The following is a 13916-nucleotide window of genomic DNA, read 5'->3' on the forward strand; positions in this document are numbered from 1 at the left end:
GCTTCTTTTAACCGTTAAGAAAGAGAGTGTCAGCGTGGACTTGGAATTACCTTCGGCTCAATTAGGTCATGATCCACGCAGCCAGCACGACGATCCGCTACTCGACGGGCTGTTGACACTCTGTGCCCTGCATCACAAACCGGCGAGCCGGGCCATGCTGACCACCGGTCTGCCATTGCCCGACCAGCGCCTGAGCCCGGATTTGCTGCCCCGCGCCGCAGCCCGGGCGGGTTTGCAGGGGCGTTTGCTGCAACGCAAACTCATCCAGATTCCCGAGATCGCATTGCCCGCCTTGCTGCTCCTGAAAGACGGGCGTTCTGCCGTTTTGCTCGGTTGGGAGGGCCAATCGGCCCGCCTGCTGATCAGCGAAAGTAACGGCGGCGAAGTGCTGATCGAGACCGAAGCGCTGGCGCAGGATTACAGCGGTCGGGTGTTTTTCGCACAGCCGCAACATAAATTTGACGTGACCAAGGGCTCGCTCATCCCGCGCGCTCGTTCCTGGTTCAAGGACACCCTCAAGCTGTCTCGCTGGCTTTACGTCGACGCGATCGCTGCCAGCTTCGTGATCAACCTGATCGCGCTGGCTACCCCTCTTTTCGTGATGAACGTCTACGACCGAGTCGTGCCCAACCAGGCCACCGCCACACTGTGGGTGCTGGCGACCGGTATCTGTGGCGCGTTTCTGTTTGATCTTTTGCTCAAGGGCCTGCGCAGTCTGTGCCTGGACCTGGCCGGCAAGAAAACTGACCTGATCATTTCCGCCACGTTGTTCGAACGCATCGTCGGCATGGCGATGAAGTTTCGCCCGGCGCGGGTCGGCAGCTACGCCCAGAACATTCATGAGTTCCAGGGCATGCGTGACTTCTTGACGTCGCTGACCCTGACCAGCCTCATCGACCTGCCGTTCACGCTGATCATCCTGTTGGTGATTGCGCTGCTGGGCGGGCATCTGGTGTGGATTCCGATCATCGCCTTCCCGCTGGCGCTGGGCATCGGCCACTTTCTGCAAAAGCCGCTGACCTCCACCCTTGAGCGCACCATGGCGCTGGGGGCCGAGCGTCAGTCGAGTCTGATCGAAACCCTCGCCGGCCTCGATGCGGTGAAGGTCAACAACGCCGAAAGCGAGCGTCAATACCAGTGGGAACACACCATCGGTACGCTTAGCCGCCTGGAATTGCGCGTCAAAGTGCTTTCCGGTCTTGCCATGAACATCACCCTGCTGATCCAGCAACTGGCGGGCGTGGCGATGATCTGTTTCGGCGTTTACATGATCATGGACGGCGTCCTCAGCATGGGCGGCCTCGTGGCGTGCTACATGCTCAGCGGCCGCGCCCTTGGCCCACTGGCGCAACTGTCCGGCCTGCTGACCCGTTACCAGCAAGCCAAAGTGACCATGGTGTCGGTCGATCAAATGATGGAACTGCCTCAGGAACGCAACTTCGACGAGCGTCCCCTCAGCCGTCAGGTGCTGCAGGGCGCCATGGAATTCCGCAACCTTGAGTTCACTTACCCGAACCAGCAAAACTTGGCGCTGCGCAACATCAATCTGGTGATCCGCCCGGGCGAGAAGGTCGGCATCATCGGCCGTAGCGGGTCGGGGAAAAGCTCCCTGGCCAAACTGCTGGTCGGTTTGTATCGGCCGGACGAAGGCTCGCTGCTGGTGGATGGCGTCGACATTCGTCAGATCGACGTCAGCGAAGTGCGCCACAACATTGGTTACGTCGCCCAGGACATACAGCTGTTGTCGGGCACGCTGCGCGACAACCTGATTTCCGGCGCGCGTTACGTGGACGACGAAATGGTGCTGCAGGCCGCTGAACTGGCCGGCGTGCATGAATTCGCCAGCCTGCATCCCCAGGGCTACGAGCTGCAAGTGGGTGAGCGCGGGCAGAATCTGTCCGGTGGTCAGCGGCAGAACGTTGCCCTGGCGCGGGCTTTGTTGCTTGATCCACCGATCCTGTTGCTCGACGAACCCACCAGCGCCATGGACAACACCGGCGAAGAACGTTTGAAGCAGCGCCTGCATGGCGTCATCGAGAAAAAGACCGTGATTCTTGTGACACACCGAGCTTCGTTGCTCAGCCTGGTTGATCGCCTGGTGGTCATCGACCGCGGCCAGATCGTGGCCGACGGTCCGAAAGCCGCCGTTATGGAAGCGTTGAAGAAGGGGCAGATCAGTGTTGCTTAAGTCAGGTCAAAACTCCGGTGGCGGCATCTTCGGCTACTTCAAGGGCTCACCTTCGCTGGAAGGCCAGGCGCTGCCGGAAGTCAAAAAGGCATTGGTCGACGACGCCCCGCGCATCGTGCGGCTGACCATCTGGGCCGTGATTCTGTTCTTCGTCTTCTTGCTGGTCTGGGCCAACTACGCCGTGATCGATGAAGTGACGAAGGGCGAGGGCAAGGCCATTCCGTCGACCAAGATCCAGAAAATTCAGAACCTGGAAGGCGGCATCGTCGCGCAGATCTACGCCCACGACGGCCAGATCGTCGACGCCGGCGCCCCGCTGATTCGTCTCGACGACACGCGCTTTGCGTCCAACGTTGGCGAAACCGAGGCTGATCGGCTGGCCATGCAACTGCGCGTCGAGCGTCTGAGCGCCGAGGTCGATGACCGTCCGCTGAATATCAGCGCCGAAGCGCGCAAGCTGGTGCCGAATCAGGCAGCGAACGAAGAGTCGCTGTACAAAAGCCGCCGTCAGCAACTGGTGGATGAGATTGGTGGTTTGCAGCAGCAATTGATTCAGCGTCAGCAGGAATTGCGTGAGTTCGGCTCCAAGCAAGAGCAGTACCGCAGCAGCCTGGCCCTGTTGCGCCAGGAGATCGGCATGTCCGAGCCGTTGGTGTCCCAAGGCGCGGTGTCGCCGGTGGACATCCTGCGGCTGAAACGCTCCGAGGTGGAAACCCGTGGTCAGCTCGATGGCACCACGCTGGCGATCCCTCGCGCACAGGCGGCGATTGCCGAAGTGCAGCGCAAGATCGATGAAACCCGTGGCAAATTTCGCAGCGACGCGCTGACCCAACTGAACGAAGCGCGCACCAATCTTTCGAAAGCGCAGTCGACGGCCAAGGGCCTCGAAGACCGCGTTAACCGCACGATGGTGACATCGCCGGTGCGCGGCGTGGTCAAACAGATGCTGGTCAACACCGTCGGCGGCGTTATTCAGCCGGGCAGCGACATCGCCGAAGTGGTGCCGCTGGATGACACGCTGTTGGTAGAAGCGCGCATTCGCCCGCAAGACATCGCCTTCCTGCACCCGGGGCAGGAAGCGATGATCAAGTTCACGGCCTATGACTACACGATCTATGGCGGGCTGAAAGGCAAGCTGGAGCAGATCGGCGCCGACACCATTCAGGACGAAGAGAAGAAGAACACCTTCTACGTGATCAAACTGCGCACCGACCGCAGCCACCTCGGCACTGATGAGCACCCGCTGCTGATCATCCCCGGCATGGTCGCCTCGGTGGACATCATCACCGGCAAGAAAACCATCCTGAGCTACCTGCTCAAACCCGTCCTCAAAGCCCGCGCCGAGGCACTGCACGAGCGTTGATGGCCGCTGGTTGATGGCCGGTAGACTGGCCTCTTTCTTTGTAGGACCGGCCTCAGCCGGGAAAGCGTCGGGAATTACACCAAAAATGCATGGTGTTCACCCGGGCCTCTTCCCGGCTAAAGCCTGTCCCACAGACTGACCCCGTGCTTTTTGTGGGACCGGCTATAGCCGGGAAAGCCTCAGGGCAGGCGCCATCACCTCCCGCGTTTGCTATCAATCCTCACCAGCCGCCCGCCTTCGAACCTCAAATACTGGTACATCCCGTTGCTCGGGCCGTAGATCCATTCCTGGACCTGCACCTGATCCACCTGGCGGTAGTGATTGACGGTTTCCTTGTAGCCGATGATGTCCTGGCTGACCGGTTGGCCGCATTTCTGCTGCACTTCAAACATCCGGTCGCCCACGCTGATCAACTGGCTGCCGCAGCGCAAGGTATCCGCATGGGCAAGGCCAGCCAGCGCTGTCACACCGAGAACCAACGCCATCCTCGTTATCGCATTTCTCAAAATCATTACTCGCTGTCGAGGTGCAGGGGGCTGATGACGCGGCCGTCCTTTTCCGGTTTGCCGAGGGTGGTGTCGATGAAATACACCCGCTCGTCTGCCAGTTGGCCCTTGTCCACCAAGTAGTCCTTGATGCTTCCGGCCCGCGCCTGACCGAGCTGACGCAGCAGCAGCGCGCTCGAACTCCAGGATTTGAGCACCGCCTCGCGCAGCTTGTTCTGACGCTCTTCCTTGCCCAGATTCACCCACTCGGCCGGCGGCTGCTGTTTCAGGCGCGTGCGATAAATCCCCTCGAGCATCGGCGCCTTCTCGTCAGCAGGCACGGTCAGATCGCTCGCCTGCGCCGGCACCTTGTCGCCACGGCGCTGGAGAATCTTGTAGTACGTGCTCTGGTATTCGCGCTCCAGGCGCTGTTGGGCAATCAGTGGCCCATCGCTCGCTTCAGCGCTGGTGCCTTCAATCTCCAGGCGCAACGCCGGACGCGCTTTCAATCCCGCCGCCAGCTTGTCCAGCGATGCCATGGCTTCAGGGCTCAACTCATCAACCCCTGGCGCGAAGGACACCGTGCCTAAATCCTCTGATCCGCCACCGCCGCTGATCAATCCGCCGATGAATTTGAACGGCGCCGCCGCAGCCTTCACCACCAGATTGCGCAGGGTCTGCCAGACAATCGGCATCACGCTGAACTGCGGATTGTTGAGATCGCCCGTTACGGGCAGCTCGATGGAAATCTTGCCATCGGTATCCTTGAGCAGGGCGATCGCCAGTTTCAACGGCAGGTTCACCGCGTCCGGGCTGTCGACCTTTTCACCCAGCTGCAGTTGCTCGACCACCACCTTGTTTTCTGCCTTGAGCTGGCCTTTGGTGATCAGGTAATGCAGATCAAGATTCAAACGGCCTTTACGAATGCGATAACCGGCGAACTTGCCCGAGTAGGGCGTCAACGTGGTCAGTTCCACGCGCTTGAAGCTGGTCGCGATGTCCAGACTTGCCATCGGGTTGAACGGATTCAGCGCGCCCTTGATGGTCACCGGCGCATAGCGATCCACCTTGCCGTTGATATTCACCGTCGCCGGTTTGTCCTGGCGGTTATCCAGCGTGCCGATCTTACCGTTGAGCTGCTGCACGGCCGTGGCAAAGTTCGGCGTAAGGCTGAAGTCGGCAAAGTTGGCCGAGCCGTTGGTGATGTTGACCTCACCAATGCGAATGCCCATCGGCTTTTCGCTGCTGGCGGCAGCCTTGGCTTTCGGCGCGGCAGGGGGTTGATCAGCAGGCTGAGGAATCAGCAGGTCATCGATATTGGTCGAGCGATCGTCGGCAATCATGAATCGGGCATAGGGCTGATCAATGTTGATCGTGGCGATGGTCAGGCTGTCGCCGAGCTGGAAATTCAGGCCCTCGACATTCAGCCGTTGCCACTTCACGAAGTCCCGCGACTTGAGGGTGTCGAGGGTGTGCAACTGGTCGACCTGCGCCTTGCCGGTAATGCCCAGTGCCAAGGGCTCGGTGCTTTTCAGGTCGACCGCCAGGTCGCTGTTGAGCATGCCGCTCCGCACTTCCAGACGAATGAACGGCGTGACGTAGGACTGCGCGACACGCAGGTCGATATCGCGGGTGGTGACGTTGAGATTGGCGCGAACCGGCGCCAGATTCACCTCGCCCTCGGCGGTCAGCTTGCCTTGCTTGCCCACGTCGGTGTCGAGCTTGAGCTTGAAGGGTGATTTGTTGAGGCTGTCGAAGCCGGTCAGGTCGAGGTTCAGCGGACCGACATCAATCGCAACAGGCTCTTTCGGCACCTTGTCGGCGAGGTGAATGCGGTAGTCGCGCAGCTGCGTATCGCGCAGCAACACCTGCCACGGCTTGCTCGGCGCCGCTGGTTTTGCGCTGGCGGTGGTTTCAGCGTTGCTCGCGGTGGCGGGCTGCTGTTTTTCAGCCTCAACCTTTTTCGCCTGCGCCTTAGAAGGCTGGCTGGCGAACAGCTTCTGCCAGTCCAGCTCACCGTCTGACTCACGCGTTGCCCAGGTTTCCAGGCCTTCGCTGCGAATCTTGCCAACGGTCACCAACTGCTTGGCCAGATCAATCGACGTCTCGCTCACGCTCAGTTTTTTCAGGCGAGCCAGCGGTCTGCCGTCCGGGGCATCGATGGCGAAGGGCGCGACGCTCAAGGACGTGTTGTCCAGCAGCAGCTCGGTCTCCTTGGCCAGGCTGAGTGTGTAGTGGGTGTTGAAACTGAGTACGCCGTCTTTAAGCACCAGCGGCAGGGCATCGCGAACGTAGGGCCACCAGACTTTCATCTTGCCGTCGGTGACTTTGAGCGTGCCTTCCGACGCGATCGGCACCAGGCTGATGCGCCCGACCCAGTCGATCTGACCGCCTTCAGGCCCGGCGGCGACGAGGGTCATGTCGGCGTTGTCTTCCGGCAGCGTGCTGAGGTTTTTCAGCTCGAAATTCAGCGCGTCGTAGAGAAACTCGATGGGCTCGCTGGGGCGCATGTCCTGGAAATGCACGTAACCGTCGGCCAGCTTGATCTCGCCGATACGCAGCGGAAATGGCTTGCCTGGAGGTTCGTCTGGTGTTGCGGGTTCGCTGGCGGGCAGCTTGAACAGCCCGGCCAGGTTGAGCGTGCCGTCCTTGGCGAACAGCAGCTCGGTCTTGGGTTTGTCGAGTTCGACGGCCTTGAGGTGCAGGGCCTTGGTCCACAGGCTGTCGATTTGCAGGTTGGCGTAAAGCCGTGCGAAACCGATTTGCTCCTTGCCCGGGGCCCCGATGTTCAGGCCCCAGAGGGTGACTTCCAGGCTGTAGGGATTGAGTTCGAGGCGGTCGAGCCTGGCCGGCACCGTGCTGTAATTGGCCAGCTGTTGATTGATGATTCGCAATGCAACGCCTGGCAGGATCAGAAACCCCAGCACGCTGTAAATGGCGAAGACGGCCAGCAGGGCGCCGATGGCGCGTTTCAATCCTTTGGGCATGTAGGTCGCCGACTCTCTCGATGGGAGGTCCTTGGAGTATGGCACGCCAATCTGGTTCCGAATCCAGTCGCTTCAATCCGTGTGGGAAATTTCCTCAGGCTCGTTTGAGCATCACAGCTGCAAGATCAATGTCTTGAGCGGGGGCTGTTGATCCTGTGACGGAAAGTCGGCGCCCGGGGTCAGCACCTGGCAGTCGCGCACGGGTCGGCCGATCTTGCTCGCGCAACGCAACACTTGCTCGCGCCAGTCGTCCAGGCTGACCTTCGCCAGATTGTTGCAGCAGATCAGCACGCCGTCTTCGGCGGTGGTCAGCAGCGCGGGTTTCAGCAGGCTTTGGTAATCGCGCAGCAGATCCACCGTGCCGAACGCGCTCTTGGCCCAGGCAGGAGGGTCCAGAAGGATCAGATCGTATTGGCGTTGCTCAAGGCGTACGTAACTCGGCAGCTTGTGGCCGCGACGGGAAGCGATGGGCAGCCCGGCCAATTGGCGAATGGCCGGGAAGTAATCGGACTGGACGAACTGCATGGTCGGCAGCTGCGGATTGAGCAGGCCGTTCTCGCGCCCGACCGCCAGGTTGCCCTCGGCGAAATCCAGGTTGCACACCTCGCGCGCGCCACCCGCCGCTGCGCTCAGGCCGACGCCGCAGGTGTAGGCGAACAGATTGAGCACGCTCTTGCCGGCGGCATGTTGCTTGACCCAGCCGCGGGCGTTGCGCAGGTCGAGGAACAGCAATGGATCCTGCCCGGCATGACGACCGCGCACCCGGTAATTCAGGCCCCACTCGTGGCCGACCAGATCGGCCAGCGCAGCGTCGTCGGCTTTATAGATCGGGTCAGTCCGGTCAACCCGGGAATTGCCCTGGGAGCGGTCGTTGTAGACCAGCATCAATTCCAGGCCCAGCCGCCCATTGACGGTGGCATGCAGCGCCAGCAGCGAATCGAGATCCAGGCTGTTGTGGAAACTCTGCACCAGCAGTTGCGGGCCGTAGCGGTCGACCGTCAGCCCGCTCGCGCCTTCCTGGCTGCCGTGGAACAGGCGATAGCAGTCGGTGCCTTGGGCGTGCAGTTCCGCCAGCAGGGTTTGACGATTATCGAGGGCGACGCTGAGCGCCTGATTCAACGAAGACATGCTCGGCCTTGGGGCAGGAATGAGGCGCGGCAGTTTAGCAGTTCGATTTCATACGGTCTGCCGTGGCCGAACTTGACAGCACTGCAGACACAAATTGTGGGAGCGAGCTTGCTCGCGAAAAGGCCGGGACATCCGCCACCTCTTTAGCGCCTGAAATGCCGTCTTCGTGAGCAAGCTCACTCCCACAGGGGCTGTGTTTCCTATGCGACAGCGCGGCGGCTGGATGACGGTGGATTTCCCACCCAAGGCCGCGATCCATTTCCCCCGTTTAACCCTGCATCGACGCCTTCCTGAACCTCCCCTGAAGACATCCGCATTAACCCCCACACCCTTCGTGCTGGCGATTTACTCTCATAAAACCCGGGCGTATTCTTCGCCCGTTTTCAACCAATGCGGAGACCCACAGTGGGTACTTGTTCGAGTGACAGACGTCAGCCGGTGATGACGACCGGCCAATCCTCGGCACGATAACGCGCAGTCTTTTTCACTGCCGCTATCTCGCCGACAACGTGAGATGCGGCAGTGCCAGCGGTCTCTGATCAGAGCCCGCTTTCCTGTCCTTTCCCTGACGCCCAATCCTGCGTGATGACCGACGCGTCTGTCGTTCGTCTGCGCATCGGACGCGCGCGGCTTTTGCTGCGCGGGCCAGCCTGCGGCGCCTGCTCATGAACGAGCGCGGCGCCTGAGGTCGGCCGTACCCGCTCAAGGTTCCTGTGCTTTCAGCTCCAGCAGCCTTCAGTCCAGGGGACATAACCATGAAGTACACCCTCCTGAAAGAATTCCTCGCAGACTTCGTCCGCACCCGCAAACTCGGCCGGCACTTTCGTCGGCTGGCGACGCTCGACAGCGTGACCGACGCCACCGTCAGCCGCGAAGTGCCGCCCACCCTGGCGCAAACCCTGACCCGGGGCGCCAGCAGCGATGTGCCTGAATTGCTCGCACGCCTGAGCAGCCACGCCGACGGTCTCACCGAAACCGACGCGCAAAGCCTGCGCGAGCAACACGGTTTCAACGAAGTCGAGCACGAACAGCCCCTGCCATGGTGGGTGCACCTGTGGCACTGCTACAAAAACCCGTTCAACCTGCTGCTGACCCTGCTGGCGTTCATCTCGTGGCTGACCGAAGACATGAAAGCCGCCACGGTGATTTTCTCCATGGTCGTGCTCTCCACACTGCTGCGTTTCTGGCAGGAGGCGCGCTCCAATCAGGCCGCCGACGCGCTGAAAGCGATGGTCAGCAACACCGCGACTGTCATACGCCGCGCCGACAGCACGTTCGACGCTGCCGATAACGCAACGCAAAAACGAATCGAACTGCCGATCAAGCAACTGGTACCGGGCGACCTCATCGTGCTGTCTGCCGGCGACATGATCCCTGCGGACTGCCGCGTGCTGAGCGCCAAGGACCTGTTCGTCAGCCAGGCCGCGATGACCGGCGAATCCATGCCGGTGGAGAAATTCGCGCGGCGTCAGGACGTCGACACGGGTAACCCGCTGGACCTGGAAAACATTCTGTTCATGGGCACCAACGTGGTGTCCGGCGCGGCGACCGGCGTCATTCTTGCCACCGGCAACAACACTTATTTCGGCGCACTGGCGCAGCGGGTCAGCGCCACCGATCGTGCGCCGACCTCGTTTCAGGCCGGGGTCAACAAAGTCAGCTGGCTGCTGATCCGCTTCATGTTCGTGATGGCGCCGCTGGTGCTGTTCATCAACGGCTTCACCAAGGGCGACTGGATGGAAGCGCTGCTGTTCGCGCTGTCCATCGCCGTCGGGCTGACCCCGGAAATGCTGCCGATGATCGTCACCTCGACGCTGGCCAAGGGCGCGGTGTTCCTGTCGCGCAAGAAAGTCATCGTCAAGCGCCTCGACGCCATCCAGAATTTCGGCGCCATGGACGTGCTGTGCACCGACAAGACCGGCACGCTGACCCAGGACAAGATTTTTCTCGCGCGCCATGTCGACATATGGGGCGATGAGTCCGACGACGTTCTGGAAATGGCCTACCTCAACAGCTACTACCAGACCGGGCTGAAAAACCTGCTGGACGTCGCGGTGCTGGAGCACGTCGAGATTCACCGCGAGCTGCAAGTCGGCACCGCGTTCAGCAAGGTCGATGAGGTCCCGTTCGACTTCAATCGCCGGCGCATGTCGGTGGTGGTGCAACAGCAGCGCGAACCGCATCTGTTGATCTGCAAAGGCGCGCTGGAAGAGGTGCTGAGCGTGTGCAACCGCGTGCGCCATGGCAATGCCGAAGAAGCGCTGACGCCTGAATTGCTCGAGCGCATTCTGAGCGTCACCGCTGCGTTCAACGAAGAAGGTCTGCGCGTGGTGGCTGTGGCCGCGCGTCCTATGGAGGCGGGCCGCGACACCTACGGCCTGGCTGACGAAAGCGACCTGACCCTGATCGGCTATGTCGCGTTTCTCGATCCACCGAAGGAAAGCACGGCGCCGGCGCTTAAAGCGCTGGCCGAGCATGGCGTGGCGGTGAAAGTGCTGACCGGCGACAACGAGCGCGTCACCGCGAAGATCTGCCGCGAAGTCGGTCTGGAGCGTCAGGGCCTGCTGCTGGGTGGTGATATCGAGCGCATGAGCGACGCTGAGCTGGCGGTCGCGGTCGAAACGACCAATGTGTTCGCCAAGCTGACGCCTTCCCACAAGGAGCGCATCGTACGGCTGCTCAAGGCCAACGGGCACGTGGTGGGTTTCATGGGCGACGGCATCAACGACGCGCCTGCGCTGCGCACGGCCGACATCGGTATTTCCGTGGACACAGCGGTGGACATCGCCAAGGAAGCCGCCGACATTATTTTGCTGGAGAAGAGCCTGATGGTGCTGGAGGAGGGTGTGCTGGAAGGGCGCCGGACCTTCGCCAACATGCTCAAGTACATCAAGATGACGGCCAGTTCCAACTTCGGCAACGTGTTCTCGGTGCTGGTCGCCAGTGCGTTCATCCCGTTTCTGCCGATGCTGCCAATGCACCTGCTGGTGCAGAACCTGCTGTACGACATTTCCCAGATTGCCATTCCGTTCGATAACGTCGATGAGGAACTGCTGAAAAAACCTCAGCGCTGGCAGCCTGCGGATGTAGGACGCTTCATGCTGTTTTTCGGGCCGATCAGTTCGATCTTCGACATCACCACGTTTGCGGTGATGTGGTACGTGTTCGGCGCCAACACGCCTGAGCATCAGACCCTGTTCCAGTCCGGCTGGTTTGTCGTGGGCCTGCTGACGCAGACGCTGATCGTGCACATGATCCGCACGCCGAAAATCCCGTTCCTGCAAAGCCGCGCGGCGATGCCGTTGATGGTGATGACCGGGGTGATCATGGCCGTGGGCATCTTCCTCCCGATGGGCCCGTTGGCGCACTACTTCAAACTGCAGGCACTGCCCCCGCTGTACTTCGCCATCCTGCCGCTGATCCTGATCGGGTACGTGGTGCTGACCCAGGCGGTGAAGGGGTTTTATGTCCGCAGGTTTGGCTGGCAGTGATTTCCATGTGACGCAGGCCCCATTGACTGACCGCGTGCTTTTGTGGGACCGGCTTTAGCCGGGAATGCGTCAGGCGTCACACCGCGAAAGTGAGGGTGTTCGAACTGGCCTCTTCCCGGCTGAAGCCGGTCCTACACTTGCGTCTCGGCCAGGCTGTTATGGCCGGGCCAGCGCCAGCGCCACGCCTTGTCCGCCGCCAATGCACAGCGTCGCCAGGCCTTTCTTCGCGTCGCGCTTGATCATTTCGTGCAGCAGGGTCACCAGCACGCGGCAGCCCGATGCGCCGATCGGGTGGCCGATGGCGATGGCGCCGCCGTTGACGTTGACCTTGTCCATGTCCCAGCCCAGTTCCTTGCCAACCGACAATGACTGGGCGGCGAAGGCTTCGTTGGCTTCGATCAGATCGAGCTCCTCCAGCGACCAACCCGCCTTGTCCAGGCAGCGGCGGGTTGCGCTCACCGGGCCGATGCCCATGATCGCCGGGTCAACACCCGCGTTCGCGTAAGCCGCAATCCGCGCCAGCGCCGGCAAGCCCAGTTCTTCCGCTTTGCGGGCGCTCATCAGAATGACCGCCGCCGCACCGTCGTTCAGCGATGACGCATTGCCTGCCGTGACCGAGCCGTCCTTTTTGAACGCCGGCTTGAGCTTGCCCAGTGATTCAGGAGTGGTCCCCGCACGTGGCTGCTCGTCGATGCTGAAAGAGAGCGGATCGCCTTTGCGCTGGGGAATCAGGACCGGGGTGATTTCATCCACGAAGCGCCCGGCCTCGATGGCCGCCGCAGCTTTCTGTTGCGACGCAGCAGCAAACGCATCCTGCGCCTCACGGCTGATATCGTATTTCTCGGCCAGGTTCTCGGCAGTGATGCCCATGTGGTAATCGTTGAAAGCGTCCCACAGACCGTCGCTGATCATCGTGTCGACCATCGTCGCGTGGCCCATGCGCAGACCGGTCCGCGCGCCCGGCATCACATAGTTGGACAGGCTCATGTTTTCCTGGCCACCAGCGATGATCACCTCCGCGTCACCGCAACGAATCGCCTGGGCCCCCAGATGCAGCGCCTTGAGGCCCGAGCCACAGACCTTGTTCAGCGTCATGGCGGGCACTGTGAACGGCAAGCCCGCCTTGATCGCAGCCTGACGTGCAGGATTCTGCCCGGCACCCGCCGTCAGCACCTGGCCCATGATCACCTCATCGACTTGCGCACCGTCCAGACCGGTCTGCGCCAGCAGTTGACGGATAACGGTAGCGCCGAGATCCACTGCAGGAATATGCGCCAGCGAACCCTGGAAACTGCCCACCGCAGTGCGGGTAGCGGCAACGATTACAACGTCTTGCATGGTGCGAATCCTCAGTGGTGTGCGACGCGGCGCCGGCCCGGGCTTGAAAAGGTGAAGAAAACAGCGCGGGCAGCCGGATCAAGGGAGAGCATGGTTGCATGAATTACGATGATAATTTAAGCCCTTTGTCGCCCGGATGCTCCTGCGATGGCGATCAAACGCCCCCCATCCCTGGACCGGTCTGCGGATGGCTCCTACGGAAACATATGACAGAAAGTGTCTCAGGTTCCGACGCAAACCCGGGAAGCGGCTGATTTTTGTCGAGTGTGAAGGCAGGGACAATCGCCGGCCATTTCAGCGTCCATTTCCCAGGAGCCCCCCTTTTGCCAAACGACAATCATGGCACTCAAAGCGGCGACCACAGCCTGAACGTCGGCGTCGGCGACTTTCGTGGCGCCAACGTGAACATCAGTCACAACGAGCGCCCTACCTTCACACCCGAGCAATTGCACATTGAGCGCCATCCGGCGTTTGGCGGGCGCAGTCTCGACAGCCGCAACGTCTCTGTCTTTGGGTATATCACGGGAATCGCCAGCCTGATCGGGCTGTACTTCACCCTGTTCCAGCCGCCATTGGGCGGTCAGAGCTCGTGGTCAACGTTGTTCATGTTTTCATTCATCGTTGCGGTGATGGCCGTCGCACTGTCAGCCTTGCTCCGTCGACGCAAGTTCGAGCGTTTCTTCGGCTCCCGGCACTATCTTGAAATCAGCCAGACCGGACGGCTGCGGGTGAATCGTCTGACTGCGCAATGTCCTTGGTGCGGATCGTTGATGCACCTGCGCCGCGTCGGTCCCAAGGAAGGGCCGCGTGACGATCAGTTCCTCTGCGTGCGCAATCCGGCGCAGCACACCGTTCAACTCGACCCGACGGTGCTCCCCGACATAGAAGACTGAGAAACCCAGAAGCACGAAACCCGCTGCCTCTTGCGAGAGAGCG

General features: G+C 61.2%; 8 protein-coding genes. 4 read left to right on the forward strand and 4 right to left on the reverse strand.

Annotation, left to right across the window (positions count from 1 at the left end):
• The first annotated feature begins 34 nt into the window (after window positions 1-34).
• A complete protein-coding gene (locus tag QMX88_RS06115; RefSeq protein WP_282367304.1) occupies window positions 35-2188 on the forward strand; it encodes a type I secretion system permease/ATPase in 2154 nt (717 codons plus the stop codon).
• On the forward strand, window positions 2178-3551 hold the full coding sequence (locus QMX88_RS06120; RefSeq protein WP_192174600.1) for an HlyD family type I secretion periplasmic adaptor subunit: 1374 nt from the start codon (window positions 2178-2180) through the stop codon (window positions 3549-3551). Before QMX88_RS06115 ends, QMX88_RS06120 begins: the two co-directional genes overlap by 11 nt.
• 194 nt (window positions 3552-3745) lie before the next feature.
• Here the strand turns inward: QMX88_RS06120 and QMX88_RS06125 are convergent, their stop codons facing one another.
• The 3 genes from QMX88_RS06125 to QMX88_RS06135 all read right to left on the reverse strand — a co-directional run bounded on the left by QMX88_RS06125 (window position 3746) and on the right by QMX88_RS06135 (window position 8151).
• Complete coding sequence (locus tag QMX88_RS06125; RefSeq protein ID WP_282367307.1) at window positions 3746-4036, reverse strand: DUF2845 domain-containing protein; 291 nt, start codon at window positions 4034-4036, stop codon at window positions 3746-3748.
• A gap of 26 nt (window positions 4037-4062) precedes the next feature.
• A complete protein-coding gene (locus tag QMX88_RS06130) occupies window positions 4063-7023 on the reverse strand; it encodes a DUF748 domain-containing protein (protein ID WP_282367309.1) in 2961 nt (986 codons plus the stop codon).
• 111 nt (window positions 7024-7134) lie between these two features.
• Complete coding sequence (locus QMX88_RS06135; RefSeq protein ID WP_282367311.1) at window positions 7135-8151, reverse strand: class I SAM-dependent rRNA methyltransferase; 1017 nt, start codon at window positions 8149-8151, stop codon at window positions 7135-7137.
• Window positions 8152-8906: 755 nt separating this feature from the next.
• On the opposite strand from QMX88_RS06135, the gene mgtA reads away from it, so the two are divergent.
• Window positions 8907-11642, forward strand: a complete 2736-nt coding sequence (gene mgtA / locus QMX88_RS06140) for a magnesium-translocating P-type ATPase (protein ID WP_282367313.1) — start codon at window positions 8907-8909, stop codon at window positions 11640-11642.
• A gap of 156 nt (window positions 11643-11798) precedes the next feature.
• Here the strand turns inward: mgtA and QMX88_RS06145 are convergent, their stop codons facing one another.
• Window positions 11799-12980: an acetyl-CoA C-acetyltransferase gene (locus QMX88_RS06145; protein WP_282367314.1), complete on the reverse strand. Its 1182-nt coding sequence runs from the start codon at window positions 12978-12980 to the stop codon at window positions 11799-11801.
• Between the two features lie 323 nt (window positions 12981-13303).
• On the opposite strand from QMX88_RS06145, the gene QMX88_RS06150 reads away from it, so the two are divergent.
• Window positions 13304-13873 carry a hypothetical protein gene (locus QMX88_RS06150; RefSeq protein ID WP_282367316.1) on the forward strand — a complete coding sequence of 190 codons (570 nt, stop codon included), beginning with the start codon at window positions 13304-13306 and terminating at the stop codon, window positions 13871-13873.
• Window positions 13874-13916 lie beyond the last annotated feature (43 nt).

The organism is Pseudomonas sp. PS02290 (assembly GCF_029960075.1).
In the GTDB taxonomy this organism is placed as follows: Bacteria; Pseudomonadota; Gammaproteobacteria; order Pseudomonadales; family Pseudomonadaceae; genus Aquipseudomonas.